At 40.7% G+C, this 19,902-nt stretch carries 14 protein-coding genes and 6 tRNA genes; 14 read left to right on the top strand and 6 right to left on the bottom strand.

The genetic code is table 11. The features are described from left to right. Nucleotides 1-195 precede the first annotated feature (195 nt). Nucleotides 196-612 (top strand): hypothetical protein, encoded by a 417-nt coding sequence (locus HCJ54_RS01525; RefSeq protein ID WP_187136368.1) that lies wholly within the window; start codon nucleotides 196-198, stop codon nucleotides 610-612. A gap of 58 nt (nucleotides 613-670) precedes the next feature. On the opposite strand, the gene HCJ54_RS01520 is transcribed toward HCJ54_RS01525, so the two are convergent. From HCJ54_RS01520 to HCJ54_RS01495, 6 genes are all read right to left on the bottom strand, one after another. Next, nucleotides 671-743, bottom strand: a tRNA-Lys gene (locus tag HCJ54_RS01520). A gap of 5 nt (nucleotides 744-748) precedes the next feature. Next, nucleotides 749-823 (bottom strand) — tRNA-Gln (locus tag HCJ54_RS01515). Between the two features lie 11 nt (nucleotides 824-834). Continuing rightward, nucleotides 835-918, bottom strand: a tRNA-Tyr gene (locus HCJ54_RS01510). Nucleotides 919-938: 20 nt separating this feature from the next. Further along, a tRNA-Thr gene (locus tag HCJ54_RS01505) sits at nucleotides 939-1,012 on the bottom strand. Nucleotides 1,013-1,075: 63 nt separating this feature from the next. Then, nucleotides 1,076-1,151 (bottom strand) — tRNA-Val (locus HCJ54_RS01500). Between the two features lie 75 nt (nucleotides 1,152-1,226). Beyond that, a tRNA-Glu gene (locus HCJ54_RS01495) sits at nucleotides 1,227-1,298 on the bottom strand. A gap of 332 nt (nucleotides 1,299-1,630) precedes the next feature. On the opposite strand from HCJ54_RS01495, the gene HCJ54_RS01490 reads away from it, so the two are divergent. From HCJ54_RS01490 to glmM, 13 genes are all read left to right on the top strand, one after another. Further along, nucleotides 1,631-3,454: an APC family permease gene (locus tag HCJ54_RS01490; protein ID WP_187136367.1), complete on the top strand. Its 1,824-nt coding sequence runs from the start codon at nucleotides 1,631-1,633 to the stop codon at nucleotides 3,452-3,454. A gap of 365 nt (nucleotides 3,455-3,819) precedes the next feature. After that, nucleotides 3,820-4,725, top strand: a complete 906-nt coding sequence (locus HCJ54_RS01485) for an arginase family protein (RefSeq protein ID WP_187136366.1) — start codon at nucleotides 3,820-3,822, stop codon at nucleotides 4,723-4,725. Nucleotides 4,726-4,951: 226 nt separating this feature from the next. After that, complete coding sequence (locus HCJ54_RS01480) at nucleotides 4,952-5,194, top strand: hypothetical protein (protein ID WP_185410830.1); 243 nt, start codon at nucleotides 4,952-4,954, stop codon at nucleotides 5,192-5,194. A gap of 154 nt (nucleotides 5,195-5,348) precedes the next feature. Then, entirely contained in the window at nucleotides 5,349-6,314 is a 966-nt protein-coding gene (locus tag HCJ54_RS01475; protein ID WP_187136365.1) for a LacI family DNA-binding transcriptional regulator, read from the top strand. A 562-nt stretch (nucleotides 6,315-6,876) separates the two neighbouring features. Then, nucleotides 6,877-8,652, top strand: coding sequence for a glycoside hydrolase family 13 protein (locus HCJ54_RS01470; RefSeq protein ID WP_187136364.1), 1,776 nt, complete (start codon nucleotides 6,877-6,879; stop codon nucleotides 8,650-8,652). Between the two features lie 275 nt (nucleotides 8,653-8,927). Next, the gene (locus HCJ54_RS01465; RefSeq protein ID WP_185410836.1) at nucleotides 8,928-10,190 is read left to right on the top strand and encodes an extracellular solute-binding protein; all 1,263 of its coding nucleotides are present in this window, start codon (nucleotides 8,928-8,930) and stop codon (nucleotides 10,188-10,190) included. Nucleotides 10,191-10,258: 68 nt separating this feature from the next. Then, on the top strand, nucleotides 10,259-11,560 hold the full coding sequence (locus HCJ54_RS01460) for a carbohydrate ABC transporter permease (RefSeq protein WP_036066150.1): 1,302 nt from the start codon (nucleotides 10,259-10,261) through the stop codon (nucleotides 11,558-11,560). A gap of 1 nt (nucleotide 11,561) precedes the next feature. Next, a complete protein-coding gene (locus HCJ54_RS01455; protein ID WP_185410838.1) occupies nucleotides 11,562-12,413 on the top strand; it encodes a sugar ABC transporter permease in 852 nt (283 codons plus the stop codon). 201 nt (nucleotides 12,414-12,614) lie between these two features. Further along, entirely contained in the window at nucleotides 12,615-13,454 is an 840-nt protein-coding gene (locus HCJ54_RS01450; RefSeq protein ID WP_342354437.1) for a DUF1189 family protein, read from the top strand. After that, nucleotides 13,451-15,733 (top strand): glycoside hydrolase family 65 protein, encoded by a 2,283-nt coding sequence (locus HCJ54_RS01445; RefSeq protein ID WP_280527048.1) that lies wholly within the window; start codon nucleotides 13,451-13,453, stop codon nucleotides 15,731-15,733. The genes HCJ54_RS01450 and HCJ54_RS01445 overlap by 4 nt, the downstream gene beginning before the upstream one ends. Nucleotides 15,734-16,018: 285 nt before the next feature. After that, nucleotides 16,019-16,840, top strand: coding sequence for a diadenylate cyclase CdaA (gene cdaA / locus HCJ54_RS01440; protein WP_036066148.1), 822 nt, complete (start codon nucleotides 16,019-16,021; stop codon nucleotides 16,838-16,840). Then, complete coding sequence (locus tag HCJ54_RS01435) at nucleotides 16,837-18,258, top strand: CdaR family protein (protein ID WP_187136362.1); 1,422 nt, start codon at nucleotides 16,837-16,839, stop codon at nucleotides 18,256-18,258. Before cdaA ends, HCJ54_RS01435 begins: the two co-directional genes overlap by 4 nt. Before the next feature lie 216 nt (nucleotides 18,259-18,474). Further along, a complete protein-coding gene (glmM, locus tag HCJ54_RS01430) occupies nucleotides 18,475-19,830 on the top strand; it encodes a phosphoglucosamine mutase (protein ID WP_187136361.1) in 1,356 nt (451 codons plus the stop codon). Nucleotides 19,831-19,902 lie beyond the last annotated feature (72 nt).

Raw genomic sequence — 19,902 nt, 5'->3', positions numbered from 1 at the left:
TTTAAATCGAAAGTAGTATTAGTATAACATAAACACCATCTATGTAGCGGAAGTACGCAAACCTTCAAAACAATTCTCTAGAAAAATGCTCTTTTTGTAAAATGTCATGAAAAGTACGCTAAAAGTCCCAACTGTTCTTAGCTCCTATATTATACTCTATGTATAGCAAGTTACGAGCCATAGGAGATGATAATAATGCAAGTACAAGAGAAGCAGCAACGTATAGTAGAACGTTTAAAAACAGAATGGAGGTTCTTATTGAAATTAGGAGACACTAATAAAGCATATTATGACATTGATCATTTTGAATCATTTCAGTGGTTGGTTTCAGCAGAATTAGTACACGCGTTGTTTGATGATGAAATGATTGTATTCGAAGGATTGACGAAGCAAGGAGAGAAATTACGCGATGCGCTCCATTTTTATATGGATGGTAAAACGGGAATGATGCCAATCTTACTGTTTGATCAAAAAGGATTTCCGGTGCAGGTATTTATCACAATGGAAGAAGCAGCAGAGCAGTTAGGTATGAGCAAAAAAAGCACCCAGTTCTATTTGGAAACGGGAGGGGTAAGTATTTCTGGGCAACAACTGAAATTCATTATAGAGTAAATACGTGCGCTGTTCAAATGCAAAAAAGAGATTGATTTTTAAAATCAATCTCTTTTTATGAGCCGTGATGGGCTCGAACCATCGACCCTCTGATTAAAAGTCAGATGCTCTACCAACTGAGCTAACGGCTCTAATATGGCTGGGCTAGCTGGATTCGAACCGGCGCATGACGGAATCAAAATCCGTTGCCTTACCGCTTGGCTATAGCCCAATAATAAAAAATGGTGGAGGGGGGCAGATTCGAACTGCCGAACCCGAAGGAGCGGATTTACAGTCCGCCGCGTTTAGCCACTTCGCTACCCCTCCATATAAAAACATAAATCTAATGCCAACTGCAGGAATTGAACCCGCAACCTACTGATTACGATTCAGTTGCTCTACCAGATTGAGCTAAGTTGGCAAAACAGAATATTCTGTTCGACCGCCCAAGAGAACTGTTTCCTAAATAACAATTACAGATGAATGGTGGGGGCTAACGGGATCGAACCGCTGACCCTCTGCTTGTAAGGCAGATGCTCTCCCAGCTGAGCTAAGCCCCCGATAAAAGATACTATCTCATAATATAACATATTTTCTGTTTTGACCAGTGTTTTGCTACAAAAAAATTTAAAAAGTGACCCGTACGGGATTCGAACCCGTGTTACCGCCGTGAAAGGGCGGTGTCTTAACCGCTTGACCAACGGGCCAGATGCTAGCAAATTTACCAGCCGAAAACTATTATATAAAGAGAATGGGTGGTTTGTAAATACTTAAATTAAATTCTTTTTATTCAGAAAAATGGAAAATAGGTTTCAAGCCTAGAATAACAAGGGAATAGGAGGATATGTTATTTTTCAGTAGTTGCTAAAAAATCGACTTTTAGAGCGCAGATTTTGAAGGGATGCCTAAATAAGTACTAGCTAATCACTCTAAATATAAAAGGGTATTCCATTTTTAAATCGCTGTGTTATAATGTGACGTATGCTATTTTTAAAGGGTAAATTCATAAAAAATTTCGTTAAAAAAGGTAGGGAGCAAAATGGCATCTCCATTAAAAAGAATGCTGATTGGTAGACCTCTTAAATCTTCAGAGGCCGGGGATCAGAAACTAGGAAAACTAAAGGCGTTAGCTGTATTATCATCGGATGCGCTGTCATCTGTTGCTTATGGAACTGAGCAAATATTACTTGTATTGATTACTGTGGGAGCCGCAGCAATGTGGTATTCTTTACCGATCGCGCTTTGCGTATTAGTACTATTATTTGCGCTCAGCCTATCGTATCGGCAAATCATCTACGCTTATCCACATGGCGGCGGTGCTTATGTTGTTTCCAGAGAAAACATTGGCAAGAACGCAGGTTTGGTTGCTGGTGGATCTTTGTTAGTCGACTACATGTTGACTGTAGCAGTAAGTGTCTCATCTGGAACAGACGCGATTATTGCGGCGATACCGTCGCTGTACCAGTTCGCAGTGCCACTTGCAATTGTGCTAGTCATTGTGGTTACCATCATTAATTTGCGTGGGGTGACAGAATCGGCAACTATTTTGGCGATCCCAGTATATTTATTTGTTTTCTCGATGATTGTTATGATTGTTACTGGGCTAGTCAAATTAGCGATGGGACAAGATGTCACGCATGAAACTGCTTCTGTTGGTACGCATGTATCTGGCGTCACGCTCATCCTATTATTGAGAGCATTTGCATCTGGATCTGCATCACTCACAGGTATCGAGGCTATTTCAAATGCAGTGCCGTTATTTAAAGATCCAAAAGCAAAAAATGCTTCTCGGACATTAATTATGATGGCATCTATTCTAGGGTTCTTCTTTGTAGGCATCACACTACTGGCTTATTTCTATGGTGTGGTACCTGAACTAAAATCTACGGTACTATCACAAATTGCTGAGAATATATTTGGTCGAAACTTCTTTTATTATTTTATTCAAGCGACAACTGCACTTATTTTGGTCCTAGCAGCTAATACTGGATTCTCAGCATTCCCATTACTAGCTTTTAATTTGTCAAAAGATAAATATATGCCACGGATGTATTTAGATAAAGGGGATCGGCTAGGTTATTCTAATGGGATCATCACATTGGCGCTTGGCTCTATCCTTTTGATTATTCTTTTTCAAGGGAAGACGGAATCACTTATACCACTATATTCGGTTGGTGTGTTCATTCCCTTTACGCTTTCACAAACGGGCATGATTATCAAGTGGGTAAAAGAAAAGCCTGAGGGTTATATGAAAAAACTATCTGCTAACTTACTTGGAGCACTGATATCATTTACTGTGCTTATGGTCTTATTTATCACTAGAATGAGTGAGGTGTGGCCAGTATTTATCTTCATGCCTGCAATGATTTATGTTTTCCATAGAACGCGTTCACACTACGCAAAATTAGCGCCACAGCTACGTATTGATGAACAAATAGATTTACCTGCGTTTGAAGGAAATGCTGTTGTTATTTGTGTGTCTGATACGACGAAAGTGGTCGAAGGGGCTCTACGTTATGCGAAATCAATCGGAGATACAGTTATTGCGGTTCATGTGTCATTAGATAGGCAAGAAGGAAAAGAGTTTGTAGAACGATGGAACAGGATACATCCGGAAGTTCGTATCGCAGATTTATACTCTACGTATCGCTCGATTACAGAGCCTCTAATGAAGTTTATTGATACAGCACAGCAAAAAGCTAACCAAGATAATTACTCATTAACAGTGCTAATACCACAATTCATCCCGAAGAAAGGTTGGCAAAACGTTTTGCATAACCAAACAAGTTTATTGATTCGAACCAAGCTTTTATTTAAAAAGGACGTTGTCGTAGCAACTTATCCATATCATTTAAAAGAATAGAAATTGCAAAGAGATGGCATAATTAAACCTAAAAAATTCTGGGGGGAACTTCTAAGGATAAAAGGGGGGAGGTGCCATCTCTTTACGCTTTCTTTGCAATTCATCTACAACTATACAAAAGGTTTGTACAGGAGGACTACCATCATCCTAACAGAAAAAGAGTAGGACGTAAAAACAGTAAAAACAGCTTTTGAAGCTCTTTTTTTGTGTGAAATCTAGTTTTCTTTAAGGTCAAAAACGGTTTTTCAGTACAGCAAAGACAATCAAAATACAAAATTAGTAATAAAAAGAAAAAGTTTATATTTTGGAAAAGATAGGGACTTATGATAGAATGTAAGATAATATATATAGAAAAGGTGAAGTGGATGGAGAAGCTCGGGATTCTCGGTGTACCGTGGATGTTTCATGAAGAAAGGCAAGGCGTAGCTTTAGCACCATATGCGATCCGATATACGGGGATTGTGGAAATGCTAGAGAAAATGGTAGATGACGTTGTAGACTATCACAACATGGCGTTCTTTACTGATATGGAACAAGAGGCTATTTTGAAATCAAAGGATTTGAAAGCGATTACATATAAATCGAAAGAACTAAGAGAAATCGTCGCAGATATGAAGGCGGAAGGTGGTATGCCGATTATTTTTGGTGGGGATCAATTTATATCACTTAGCTCGATTGCTGGGGTACAGAGCGATGGAAATGAGCAGGCGGTCATTTGGGTAAATGCACATGCGGATATGGGGACGCAACTAAATCAAGAGAACTTATGCCACAATGTGATGGCGACCGTTATCGGAAGAGGGCCTGAGGAACTAGAAAGTATTATGAACCATCGTTTTGTTCGAGGTGATAATGTATGTATTGTAGGGACAAGACGTATTGATAGAGAAGAAATACATGTGATTGAGTCAGAGAAAATCCTTCATTTTGAAATGACAACGATTGATCGGATGGGCTTTGCGATGATGACGGATGAAATTATTCAGTGGCTAGCTAGGAGGAATGGGGATGTGCATTTAGTACTAGATGTGGATGCGGTTGATCCAGAGTTTACACCAGGAACAGATTTTATTTCACAGGGTGGGATTTATTGGAGAGAAATTCGCTATTTCATGAGAAATCTAGCACTCAGTAACAAGATTAGTGCAATGACTTTTACTGGAGTAAATCCACTAAATGATGATAAAAATAAGACGGCTAAATTTGTTAATTCGCTCTTAGAAGAGTATTTTAAGGCGAAAAGTATGCAAATAGATCAACTGGAAGGCTGAAATGAATGTTACAATTTGTAGACAAATGTTTCTTTTTTGTGATGGAATCGAAATAATTATGAGGTAAATGGGTGATAGCAATGAATACCGCTTGTTCACCATTTTTTTATAAATATAAAATGTAAGCGCTTTTCTTGTTGAAAAAAGCGGGGTTTGGGAGTATACTGGAATTATGATTTAGGCATAAAAGTTTAGCAGAATATTATTTTGCAAAGGAGCGTTTGGTGTGGAGGAGCATGAGATACGGTATTTTGTCATTCCGATGATTGTTGTTTTTATTCTGGGTATTGCTACTATTAGTGGACCTACTTTTCCGGTGTTTGAGTTTATGATTGTTGGACTCATAGCTGTTCTTATCGGAACTATATGCGGTTGGCTAGCTGTAGGAATTAAATTGCTTGTGAAACTACTCCAAACGTGGAAAGAACATCGCGCTGTAAAAAAAGTTATTGTCATTTCAAAAAGATAAATTACATACGTTCAAAACATTTTTCCTCTGGGGAGAAGTGTTTTTTTGTGCTTTAAATCACGTTTTTAGTTATCGGGAAAGAAATTAAAATGCTACCTTTTTACAGAAAAACTGCTACAATAAAATGGAGAAGAAGTGGCAAGGGAGGATATGGATGGCTACATTAGCTGATGTTGCAAAAAAAGCAAATGTTTCTAAAATGACTGTTTCGCGTGTGATTAATCATCCGGACCAAGTTTCTGACGAGTTGAAACAATTGGTGTATAGCGCAATGGAAGAGTTGGAGTATGTGCCTAATTATGCAGCTAGAGCACTTGTACAAAATCGAACACAAGTTGTAAAGTTTTTAATTTTAGAGGAGATTGATACGGTCGAGCCTTACTATATGAACCTTTTGACAGGGATAAGTAGGGAGCTCGATAAGCATTCCTATTCGTTGCAACTGGTGACACAAAAATCTAAAAATATTGGGCCGTATGATGGGTTGATTGTGACAGGAATGCGTGATTGCGAAATTGAGAAGGTGATTGCAGGGCTTGAAAAACCGGTGATTGCGTACGGGGAGAATAGGCGTGATATCGATGCTATTGATGTCGATAACCGAATGGGTGCCGAACTAGCAACAAAACATGTGTACGAGATTGGCTTTCGACACATTATTTTTTTTGGTATTAATTTGTTGGAAGAGGAATTTATGCGTTCTAGGCTCACCGGCTATTCTGAAGTGATGAAAGAACATGATCTAACAGAGGAAAGTTATTTTATGAAAAATAGTTCGCGGGTTGCGGAGAAGAAGGCGCTAGATATTTTGAGTAAGGCTACTGAACCAATAGCTGTTATATGTGCATCAGATCGGATGGCGGTAGGCGTCATTCGGGCCGCGAATTTTCTGCACAAACGATTTGGGGAAAATATTGCAGTGACGGGATTTGACGGTGTTTTTCTAGATCGAATTTCTTCACCCAAAATTACAACCGTGCGTTCTCCCGTGATCGAGATGGGGGAGACGTGTGCACAGTTATTGCTGAAAAAAATTAATGAAGGTGGTGCAAAACAGGGTTCTATTTTGTTTCCACCAGAGCTAATTGTGAGGGGCTCAACGGTGATTGGGAGAGAGTAGTGGATAGGACAGAAATGTTGGCGCGTAGGGGTAAATTCCTGCGCGTTTTGTTGCTGTGTTTGTGCTATGAGTATGTGTAGTGGGACGTCAGTGGGCTTTATGCGGGAAACAGGGATTCTCATTCTCAAAGAAAATAAGGAGACTCCCCCCCTCGGCTTTCCTAACTTCTTGAAAACTATGGGCATTAGATTTTTTCTGTTAAGTACCTGTTTAGCTGAGTCTTGTTGTAGGGGTTTGTGCTTGTCCGCTGTTTTCAAAATTGGCCTGGTGCCTCGTTCTCGAGTTCTGCGGTTAGTCGTGTAGGGTAATCTTGTTGGTGGGAATGCTTTGTTCTTTTACGTAGCCTAATTTCGCGATCTAGCTTCACGGGCTAGCTCCTCGAAAACTTCACGCCCTCCATAAAAAGCAAAAGTGGCTTTTTACTGCGGCCGCTCCAGTTTTTTTCGGCGCTGAACGAGCCCGTTCCGCTTTTCATTCTGTTACCGATAACAATCATAATTTTATTGTAAGTGTTTTCAAAGCATGCTAACTTGGAAGAAGATATTGAAGGAGGTTTTTAGTGATGGAGAAATCAGCAATTTATCACCAGCCATTTAGTTCGTATGCATATGGCTATGATTCGGAAACGCTACATATCAAGATTCGGAGTAAGAGAGGTGATGTGAAAGAGGTCACTTTGATTGCCGCAGATCCGTATTTGCACACAAAAGCGGGATGGTCGTCGAAGGAAACATCGCTTCGTAAGGTGGCAACAACGGAAGAACATGACTATTGGTTTGTCGCCATAAAACCGGAGCAACGCAGGTTACAATACGGATTTGTTTTGGTTGATACTGACGGAGTAGATATTTTTTACGGAGGACGGGGTTTTTATGAAAATACACCTGAGAACCGCGCGATTATGGACTATTATTTCAAATTTCCTTTCTTGCATGAGTCGGAAGTTTTTAAAGCACCAGAGTGGGTGAAGAAAACGATTTGGTATCAGATTTTCCCAGAGCGCTTTGGCAATGGTAATCCTGATCTTTCACCGGAAAATGTATTGCCGTGGGGAAGCAAAGATCCTGGACGTGATGACTTTTTTGGTGGAGATATAGAGGGTATTATCCAACATCTGGATTATTTAGTAGAGCTTGGCATTAACGGTATTTACTTGACACCTGTATTCGAGGCATCGACGAATCACAAGTATGACACGCTCAATTATTTTGAAATCGATCCGCATTTCGGTGACAAAGAGACATTCCGTAAACTTGTAAAAGAAGCGCATAACCGTGGTATTAAAATAATGCTTGATGCTGTTTTTAATCATATTGGGGATAAATCTCCGGAATGGCAAGATGTGCTTGAAAATGGTTCTGAATCAAGGTTTGTAGACTGGTTTCACATTCATTCATTCCCAGTAACGCCAGGTGAAAATGGTAATATCGAAGGCGAAAATACGCTCTCTTTCGATACGTTCGCATATACGATGCACATGCCGAAACTAAATACAACCAACCCGGACGTACAGAAGTATTTGCTTGATATTGCAACGTATTGGGTTCGCGAATTTGACATCGATGGTTGGCGCTTAGATGTTGCTAATGAGGTGGATCACGCCTTTTGGAAGGAATTTAATAAAGCTGTGCGCACCGAAAAAGAAGATATCTACATCCTTGGGGAAATTTGGCACGATTCTTGGGCTTGGTTGCTTGGAGATGAATTCGATTCTGTGATGAACTATCCTTTCACGCAAACAATCATTGAGAATTTTGTAGAAGAGCGTATTAAGCCAACGAAAATGGTATCTGGAATTAATGAACAGTTGATGCGCTATCAAGAGCAGGTGAATCATGTGATGTTTAATATGCTTGATTCGCATGATACGGCTCGTCTATTGACGCGATGTGAGGGGGATAAAGAGAGGGCGAAATTAGCGCTAGCTTTTATGTTTGCACATACCGGTTCTCCGTGTATCTATTATGGGACTGAAATTGGCATGGATGGTGCGGATGACCCGCTTTGTCGTAAATGTATGGAGTGGGATGAAGCGAAGCAAGATAAAGAAATGCTAGCCTTCATGAAGAAATTAATTGTTTTCCGCAAAGTGAATCAAGAGATACTGACGTATGGTGATTTAGAATGGCATGTTGTTGATGATATAAATCGGATTGTAACATTTTCAAGGGCACTTGGCGTCAAGCGCTTGATCTTCCTTTTCAACCAAAGTGAAGTAGTGCAACGCATTGAAAAATCGGATCTTGGTATTCAAACTGAACTTCGAAATGTTTGGACGGATGAAACTGTTACAGACATTCAGGTAGCAGCGAAATCATTTACCATTCTAGAGAGCTAATATCCCTTTCACAAACTTACAAGGCGCGGTAACAGGGCCCGATTTCCAGGATAACACTTACCCTGTTACCACTACCCAAGTCATACCAATAATCCTGTTATCGGTAACACGGAAATAAATCTTGAAAACGTTTTCGTTATCAGCCATAATGACTACAGAGGTTAACCTGTTTCACAATGCTTTACCAAAGAATAAAATAGGGCGTGGAGAAGGAATGTACAGACTATGATTGATAAGTTGTGCATGGATTTTCCAAAAGAGGAGGAAAAAAGGTAATGAGTTCATTCAAAAAGTTTAGCTTATTAGCAATGGTTTTGGTAATTGTAGCAAGTCTTGCAGCATGTGGTAGCGGCAGCTCATCAAAAGATAGCAGTTCGGATAGCAGTAAAAAAACATTAACGGTTTCCGTTGATGAAGGCTATGCAAAATATATTGATAAAGTGAAATCTAAATTCGAAAAAGATAACGACGTAACAATTAAAGTAGTTAAAAAAGATATGTTCGAAACACTGGAAGCATTGCCACTAGATGGTCCAGCGGGAACAGCGCCAGACGTAATGATGTCAGCGTATGACAGAATCGGTAGTCTTGGACAACAGGGACATTTAGCTGAAGTAAAATTGGGAAATAAAGATCAACTTGACGATAATGATGTGAAACAAGTGACGATTGACGACAAAATATACGGTGCACCAGCAATCATTGAGACACTCGTGCTGTATTACAATAAAGATTTACTAGACAAAGCCCCAACGACTTTTAAAGAACTAGAAGCGTTAACAAAAGATCCTCGTTTTAATTTTGAAACAGAAAAAGGAAAATCAACAGCCTTTCTTGCTAAATGGACAGATTTCTATTTCTCATATGGTCTGCTAGCGGGCTACGGCGGCTATGTATTTGGTGATAACGGCACGAATCCGAAAGATATTGGTCTGAATAACGAAGGTTCTATCGAGGGAATTACGTACGCAACGAAATGGTTCCAAACTTATTGGCCAAAAGGAATGCAAGACAATAAGAGCGCGGATGACTTTATCCAAGATCAGTTTATAAAAGGTAAAGCGGGCGCCATCATCGGTGGACCTTGGTCAGCAGCGAGCTATAAAGAAGCGAAATTAAACTATGGTGTTGCAGAAATTCCAACACTTGATAATAACAAGCCTTATTCGCCATTCGCTGGTGGTAAAGGTTGGGTTATCTCGAATTACTCTAAAAACAAAGACGTAGCTCAAAAATGGGTAGACTACTTGACGAACACAGATAATCAAAATACATTGTACGAAATGACAAATGAAGTGCCGGCAAACCACGAATCACGTGATACAGCCGCGGCTAAGAAAGACGAATTATCAACAGCAGTTATTGCACAATACGCGAATGCACAACCAATGCCAAACATTCCGGAAATGGCCGAAGTTTGGACGGGTGCTGAGAACTTAATGTTTGACGCAGCATCGGGTAATAAAACGCCGAAACAATCTGCAAACGACGCTGTCAAAGTAATCTCAGACAATATCGCTCAGAAATATCAAAAATAAATAAAAAGAAGTTTGGGAGATGGGAGGCTTTATTCCACTCCCAAGCTTTAAGATAGGGAGATAACACGATGAATAATGAACCAATTAAAAATGTTCGTAAGGCGACGCTGTTATCGATCATTCCAGGACTCGGACAATTTTATAACGGGCAAATTTTTAAAGGTGTGGTTTTTATCGCCGTTTTCATTGCCTTTGTTATCGAATTTATCGCAGTTGGTATTAATGCATTTATTGGTCTTATTACGCTCGGATCAATTCCAGGTGTAGATCACTCGTTGTTCCTGATGATTGAGGGAACGCTTCAACTGATTGTTACTGTCCTTTTTATCGGCTTTTATATTATTAATATATTTGATGCGAGGCGGGTAGCAATAACGTGGAACTTGGGAGAAACAGTTAATACAAAAACGATCGATATTCTAAAAAATATGGTGGAGAAAGGTTTTCCATATCTTTTCACGCTACCTGCATATCTTGTGATGACATTTGTTATCATTTTTCCAGTACTGGTCACGCTATTTATGGCATTTACGAACTATGATTTTTATCACATTCCACCAGCGAACTTAATTGACTGGGTCGGCTTCAAGAATTTCTTTAGTATCTTTTTCCTGAGCTCATATCGCGATACATTCTTGAGTGTATTCTCGTGGACGCTCATATGGACGCTTTGCGCAACGACGTTACAAATTATAATCGGTGTTTTCACGGCTGTTGTTGCCAATCAAAATTTCATCAAAGGAAAGCGCCTTTTCGGAGTTGTTTTCTTGCTTCCGTGGGCAGTACCAGCTTTTATCACGATCATGAGTTTTTCTAACATGTTCAATGACAGCATCGGTGCAATTAATATGCAAGTTATCCCACTTTTAAATCATCTGCCGTTTGTGGATATTCCATCGCTTGCTTGGAAAACAGATCCGTTCTGGACAAAAGTAGCCTTAATATCTATTCAAGGATGGTTGGGATTTCCATATATTTACGTTATGGTTACCGGGGTTTTACAAGCAATTCCTGGTGAACTATATGAAGCTGCAAAGATTGATGGTGCCAGTGCCATTTCGCGTTTCCGCAAAATTACAATGCCGATGATTCTTTTTGTGACGGCTCCTGTATTTATTACACAGTATACATTTAATTTCAATAACTTCTCTATCATCTACCTATTTAATGAAGGTGGACCTGGAAGTGTCGGCGCAGGTGCTGGCTCAACGGATATACTTATTTCTTGGATATACAAGTTAACAACTGGGACCTCGCCACAGTATGCGGTTGCAGCGGCGGTTACGCTCCTTATATCGATTGTTGTTATTTCCGTATCTATGATTGCGTTTAAGAAAACCAATGCCTTTGGTAATGAAGGGATGATGTAGGATGAAGTCGTTTTTTAAAGATCAACGGACAACGAATTTCTTAACAAAATTTTTCACGTACTTCTTTTTGATAGGTTTAACGATTGTCATTTTATATCCGATTTTGATTACAGCATCATCGGCGTTTAAACCTGGTAATATTGCAGCATTCACACTAGAGTGGAGCGATAATTGGACGCTTAATAACTTTGCGAGACTTTTCAATGATACATTGTATTTAGATTGGTATCGTAATACGTTGATTATTGCAGTTACAACGATGATTTTCCAAGTTGCGATTGTGACGATTGCGGGCTATACGTATAGTCGTTACCGCTTCAAAGGACGTAAAAATAGCTTGATTTTCTTCTTGATTATTCAAATGGTGCCGACAATGGCTGCTTTAACCGCTTTTTATGTGTTAGCAATGCTTTTAGGCGCGTTAGATCAATTCTGGTTCTTAACATTGATTTATATTGGTGGGGGAATTCCGATGAACATTTGGCTGATGAAGGGCTATTTCGACACAGTGCCGCGCGATTTGGATGAATCTGCGAAGCTTGATGGTGCAGGTCATTTCCGGATTTTTGGTCAAATTATCTTGCCACTAGTTCGGCCGATGATAGCGGTACAAGCTTTGTGGGCGTTCATGGGACCGTTTGGAGATTTCCTTTTGGCAAAATTTCTACTACGGACACCGGAAAATTTGACAATTGCTGTTGGCTTGCAGAGTTTTATTGCGAATCCGCAACAACAAAAGGTTGCACTATTTGCTGCAGGTGCTATTTTAGCGGCTTTACCGATCTGTTTATTGTTCTTCTTCCTACAAAAGAACTTTGTGTCAGGGCTTACGGCCGGCGGAACCAAAGGCTAGTGATGGAAGCTTAATGTTGGAGTTGTTCGCATACAGTAGCTTATGCTCCGGTGTGCGTGCAAAGACTAGGGATCTATTTGTCGCCTTTCGGACGCTTGATTTTGGCCTTTGTTTTGAAAGAAGGTTTTAGTTGTTAAAGTTTTCCTTGGGGTGCTATGATAGCTTTGAGGATGAGATTTTTAGATTGTGATGTGATTAGTTATGAAGCGTGGGTTTCCGATGAGTTATTTTTGGGGAATGTGCTCGCCAAAGCGAATGTTTGCTAGTCGAACGTCGTTTGGATGGGGAAAGTTGATGTTTATATTTGTGTTTTTGACGGCTTGTTTGTTGATCCCGGTGTCGCTTCATTTTGCGAAGCAGGATTCGTTTGATTTGGAGTCGTTGATGCCAAATATGATGCAGCAGGTGGATGAGGCTTTTGTGGGTGAGGTTACGGCCAGTTATGCGCTACAAAATGGAACGCTTTCGGGACAACCGAGCGAGACGAGGCTTGAAAATAAGAGCGGTATCGCGATGGTTAACCTGGCAAATTCGGATATGCCAGATGCAAAAAATATGCTTGTTTTAGGAAAAAATAGTATGGAACTTCGGGATAGCTCAGGATATGCGTTCACGGTGAAGTATACGGATGACGCGAGTCTTGAGGGGATTACGAGTCCGACGGATATGCAGGCGTGGATTAGTGGGCAATGGTATGTGCAGAACAAGGCGTTTGTATTTTTGACGATGTCCGCGATGCTTGGTTCGGTACTTTTCGCGAGTAGCCTCATGTTGACGCTGTTTGCGGCTCTGTTTATTTGGTTTACGAAGCGAAATCAGATGTCGGAAATAGGTTCTTACAAAGAGGCGCTGTCACTGACGTTGCTCGCGCTTGGATTACCAACGCTCCTTGCTACTGTGATCGGGTTGATTTATTTTGATGTGACGGTGATGATGGCGGTTCAGTCGCTTGGTATGGTGCTGATGATTGCATTCACTTTCATTAAGACGCGTTTTAGACAGACGGATGATATTTTGGAATTGGGGGGACGAGCAGGATGATGCAACGCTTATTTGAAATTGATGAATGGAAATTAAGATCTAGAAGTGTGGAGAAAGAGGCGAAACGATTACAGGAAAGTCTTACTTCACTTGGAAATGGCTATATGGGGATGCGCGGCAATTTTGAGGAGCGATATTCTGGGGATACGCACCAAGGCACGTATATTGCGGGTGTTTGGTATCCGGATAAAACGCGTGTTGGCTGGTGGAAAAATGGCTACCCTGATTATTTTGGAAAAGTGATTAATGCGCTGAATTTTATCGGTATTGATGTGGAAATAGATGGCGAAATGCTGGACTTATTTAAGGATGAAGTGACGGATTTTGTATTGGAATTGGATATGAAAACAGGGATTTTGCGCCGTTCTTTCAAGGTTACGAAAAACGGGAAGGCATTCTTCGTGGAAACGGAGCGCTTTCTTAGCATTGTGAAACAAGAACTGTGCTTGATTCGCTATCATGTTACCTCGTTGGATGTGGATGCAATCGTGATTTTAACGCCTTATATCGATGGGAATGTGACGAATGAGGACGCGAATTATGATGATATGTTTTGGTTGGAAGTGGCGCAAGAGGCAAGTGAAAACAAGGCAACCATTGTGACCAAGACGATTGAGAACAATTTTGAGATTCCTCGGTTCACGATTGCAGCTTCGATGGAATCACGCGCAGAAAGTGCAAGTGAGACTGCAGCTGAAGCATCAAAACTTTATGTGGAAAATAAATATCAATTTACGGTAGCAAAAGGAAAAACAGCAAAATTGGAAAAACGTGTGGCGGTTGTGACTTCGCGAGATTATGCGGAGCAAGAATTAGCGCCGAGCTCACAGCGGATTTTGGATGATTTAGAAGGTTTAGACTACGAGACGTTGCGTCTAGAACATGTAACTGCTTGGCATGAGCGCTGGAAAAAAGCGGATGTGTTGATTTCAGGAGATGACGCGGCACAACAAGGGATTCGCTTTAATATTTTCCAATTGTTTGCGACGTATTATGGTGAGGATGCGCGTCTTAATATTGGGCCAAAGGGTTTTACGGGTGAGAAGTATGGTGGTGCGACTTACTGGGACACAGAGGCGTTTGCTCTGCCGCTTTATTTATCACTAGCGGACAAGAACGTATCGCGTAATTTGTTGCAATATCGTCACGATCAATTGGATGGTGCAAAGATTAATGCGCGTAAAATTGGCATGAAGGGTGCGCTTTATCCGATGGTCACGTTCACTGGTGTGGAGTGTCATAACGAGTGGGAGATCACATTTGAGGAGATTCATCGGAACGGCGCGATTGCCTATGCGATTTATAATTATACAAATTATACAGGGGATAGCTCCTATTTAGAAAATGAAGGCATGGATGTGTTGACTGAGATTAGTCGCTTTTGGGCGGATCGGGTGCACATGTCGGAACGATTGGATAAGTATATGATTCATGGTGTGACAGGGCCTAATGAATATGAGAATAATGTTAGTAATAACTGGTATACAAACTACATTGCGACATGGACATTGCGCTACACAATCGAATCGCTTGCGAAAATAACGCCAGCTAAAAAAGCGGAACTGCAAGTTTCTGATGCTGAAATCGATCTGTGGCAGGATATCATTGATAACATGTACTTTCCATATGATGAAAAGTGGCAAATATTTGTGCAACATGACACATTCTTGGATAAAGAGTTGCGTTCAACGGATACGTTGACAGAAGCAGATAAGCCAATTAATCAGAACTGGTCATGGGATAAAATTTTGCGGTCATGTTTTATCAAACAGGCAGATGTGCTACAGGGAATTTATATATTCGGGGATGAATTTGATTTTGAGACGAAGCAGCGAAATTATGAGTTTTACGAACCGTTGACTGTGCATGAGTCAAGTCTTTCACCGGCAGTTCATACGGTATTAGCCGCGGAAATTGGGCGTGAAGACAAAGCTGTCGAAATGTATAATCGAACGGCACGTCTGGATCTGGATAACTATAATAACGATACGGACGACGGGTTGCACATCACTTCGATGGCGGGTAGTTGGATCGCGATTGTACAAGGCTTTGCAGGTATGCGTACCTATCAGGAACGCCTGTCATTTGCACCATTCCTGCCGAAAACATGGACGAAATACGCTTTCAAAATTAACTATCGTGATCGCCTCATCGAAGTTTCGGTGAACGCGAAAACGGTACGCCTTGAATTACTAGATGGTGCGCCACTAGAGCTAGAGTTATTTGGTGAAGCTGTGCAGTTGGTGGATAAGTTAGAAAAACATGATTACCATAAATAGTACGAGAGGGGGCTCCAAAGGGGGTTCCTTTTCGTGTTTATAAAGGCAGTCATCACAACGATTTTTTTTATAGTATTCTAATGTAATCAGGAAATACTTGGTTTTGCTTGCTTCTTTTTAAAGATAGATACTTCTTTATAAATTCTTAAACAATTTCCGTGGCACAAATCTTTTTCCACCTCCTATTCTGTGCTATAATGGCAAGTATAAGCAATTTTCATACGCTTAATAATGGAAGCAGCAAAGGAACACGAACCTTGCTTTTTTGAAAACGGAGGCGAATTTATGACCATTCCAGACGGATCGATTTTGCATTATTTGGCAAATGTAATTGATATTTTAGTAGTATGGTTCGTTATTTATAAAGTGATTATGCTGATTCGCGGAACGAAAGCGGTACAGTTATTAAAAGGTATTTTTATTATTGTGGTTGTAAAGATTGTCAGCAGTTTCCTAGGATTACAGACGGTGGAATGGATTACCGATCAGGTGTTAACTTGGGGTTTCTTAGCTATTATTATTATTTTTCAACCCGAATTACGCCGAGCGCTAGAAACACTTGGGCGTGGTAGTTTTATCTCGAAAGCAGGGACTAAGCGTGAGAAAGAGCAACAACATCTGATTGATGCCATTGAGAAATCTGTCAGCTACATGGGCAAGCGTCGTATTGGCGCCCTTATTTCTATTGAACGTGGAACGGGGCTCGATGATTATATCGAAACAGGTATTTCAATGGACGCGGATATTTCTTCGCAACTTCTAATCAATATTTTTATTCCGAATACACCGCTACACGATGGCGCGGTTATTATAAAAAATAATAAAATCGCAGCAGCAGCAGGTTATCTGCCATTGTCTGATAGCCCGTTTCTCTCAAAGGAACTTGGTACAAGGCATAGAGCTGCACTTGGTATCAGTGAAGTAACGGATTGCTTAACTGTTGTCGTTTCCGAAGAGACGGGTGGCATTTCGATCACAAAAGGCGGCGAACTTTTCCGCGAAGTAACACCAGAACGTTTACATGAAATTTTAGAGTTTGAGCTCGTTGTACCGATGCAGAAGAAGCCGTCAATTTTCAGCAAATGGAGAGGGGGCGGTAAAGAATGATGGATCGCATTTTAACCAATAAATGGTCTGTAAGAATCATTTCTCTAATCTTTGCAGCAATCCTATTTACATCGGTTACATCGGCTGCTGGCAATAATTCATTAACTACGACAGAAGGTGTGTATGTCGATGTTATCAACAATGTACCAGTAGAAGTTTACTATGACAAAGACAACATGAATGTCACCGGCGTACCAGATACGGTTGATGTGACAGTTAGTGGCTCGAAAGGTCTCGTGCAGCTCGCGAAAACTCAAGCAAATCTCATTGCTTATATCGATCTAACTAACGCAAAAGTTGGGACACAGAGCGTCAAAATAGAAATCAAAGGCTTATCAGATCGTTTGAAAGGAACGGTCAATCCACCAACTGCCAAAGTCACACTCGCAGAAAAAGTCACGAAAAAATATTCGGTAGAAGTGGAATTAAATAAATCCGTGATTGCAGATGGCTATGAGGCAGGGAGTATCAAAACCGATCCCAAGAAAGTCTCCATTACCGGATCGAAAGAAATACTCGACCAAATCGCCTATGTAAAAGCAACGGTATCTAATGAAAAAGACCAGACCAGCGATTTTACAACGAAAGCTACAATTAGCGCTTTTGATGTGAATTTAAATAAACTGGATGTCGAAATCGATCCAGAAGAAGTTGAGGTAACCGTTCCAGTTTCAAAAATAGGTAAAACCGTACCATTACGATTCCAACAAAGTGGCAACCCAGCAGATAAAACCGTAACGATTACAAGTATCACATCTGAAGATGAGAAGGTTACCGTGATTGGTAGCGAGGCTGTGACTGACAAGGTGGAGCAAATCACGATTCCAATTGATGTCACGCAAGTTACGGAGGACAAAACACTAGAGGTCCCAGTCCCAGTTCCAACTGGCGCAGCATCTGTCACCCCTACTTCGGTAAAAGTAAAGATAAAAACTGGAAAAAAGCAGAATGACCAGAGTTCCAATGAGCCAAGTGAGAGCAATGGTCAGCCAACTAATAAAAGTCCGAATGTAACGGAACCAGGTACACCGACGAAAGATGCAGGAAAAGACACGGATAAACAAGATGATTCAGCAGATCAAGACGCCTCCACAGGACAAAAGTCGACGGAATTTAAAGATGTTCCAATCAGTATTATTGGGCTCGTTCGTTCTGAAACCTACAACACAGAATACTTGGACCCCAAAAGTGGGAAAGTGAGTATCACAATCAGTGGCATCAAGAAAGATATCGATGCATTGGGACGAAATGATTTTAATATCGTTGCCAATATGTCGAATTTACAAGACGGGACACATACCATTCCACTCACAGTTCATGGATTAGCACCAAATTTTACATTTACACTATCACAGTCTAAAGCAGAAATACAGGTCACCAAAAAAGTTGCAGATGCATCAGACCAGATTTCTAATTAATTTACAGCCCGATGAATATCGCATTATATGGCAGTTCATCGGGCAATTACATACGAATAGGTGTAAAAAAGATTAAAAAAAGGTATAATGAGTAGATACACGGATCAAAAATTGTGACACAAAAGTTGGTCTCCACTAGGAATGAAAAACGAAATGAAGCAGACATTAACAAATCAGCGTGACCAACCTCTTAATTAAGAAGGAGCGAATTATAAAATGGGAAAATATTTTGGTACTGATGGTGTTAGAGGAATAGCAAATAAAGAGTTATCTCCAGAATTGGCATTTCGCCTAGGAAGATTTGGAGGATATATACTAACAAAACACGTTGGGGAACATCCAAAAGTTTTAGTAGCCAGAGATACAAGAATCTCGGGTGAAATGTTAGAGTCTGCTTTAATCGCAGGTCTCGTATCCGTAGGAATTGAAGTTATGCGTCTAGGTGTAATCTCGACACCTGGTGTCGCTTATTTGACAAAAGCACAAGGTGCAGCAGCGAGCGTTATGATTTCCGCATCACACAATCCAGTAGAAGATAACGGTATCAAATTTTTTGGTTCCGATGGTTTCAAACTATCAGATGACCAAGAGTTAGAAATCGAAGCCTTACTTGATGGCGGAAACGATGAGTTGCCACGCCCGAGTGATGCCGGATTAGGAACAGTAAGTGACTATTTTGAAGGTAAGCAGAAGTATTTACAATATCTAAAACAATCTGTAGAAGGCAACTTTTCAGGTTTACATGTGGCATTAGATTGTGCACACGGTGCTACATCATCGCTTGCAACGCATCTATTTGCTGATCTTGACGCAGATACAAGCTCTATGGGTGCATCACCAAATGGACTTAACATCAATGCAGACGTGGGCTCCACACACCCTGAAAAACTTGCTACATTTGTGAAAGAAAAAGAAGCACATGTTGGCCTTGCATTCGATGGTGATGGCGACCGTGTCATTGCAGTGGATGAGAACGGTGAAATTGTCGACGGTGATAAAATCATGTTTATCTGTGCAAAACATTTAAAAGCACAAGGTCGTTTAACCAATAATACAATCGTATCTACAGTAATGAGTAATCTAGGTTTTTATAAAGGCTTGGATGAACTAGGAATTAAAGCAATACAAACCGCAGTAGGGGATCGTTACGTGGTAGAGGCCATGCGCGAAGGAAGCTACAGTCTTGGTGGGGAACAATCTGGCCACATCGTATTCCTAGACTACATTACAACAGGCGATGGTTTATTAACAGGTATTCAATTAGTCAATGTAATGAAAGAAACTGGGAAAAAGCTATCCGAGTTAGCAGCAGAAATGCAAACCTTCCCTCAAAAATTAGTTAATATCCGCGTTACTGATAAAAATCATGTCACGGAAAATGCAAAAGTTCATGCAGCAATCTCAGCAGTGGAGGCAGAAATGAACGGAAATGGTCGCGTATTAGTTCGCCCATCTGGAACAGAGCCACTCGTTCGCGTCATGGTCGAAGCAGCATCTGCGGAAGACACAGAACGTTTTTGTGATAGTATAGCAAGTGTTGTCGTTTCCGAAATGGGTCTCTCGGCGGAGTAACAAGCACTCATCCCCGCTGTTAAGCCTCTGCCCTGGTTTTCAGATTTTCGGCGATGAGTCACGGTTTTAGGG

This window comes from Listeria grandensis (assembly GCF_014322885.1).
GTDB classification, from domain to species: Bacteria; Bacillota; Bacilli; order Lactobacillales; family Listeriaceae; genus Listeria_A; species Listeria_A grandensis.
The sequence above is the reverse complement of the archived record's forward strand: the minus strand, read 5'-3'. Positions and strand labels throughout refer to the sequence as shown.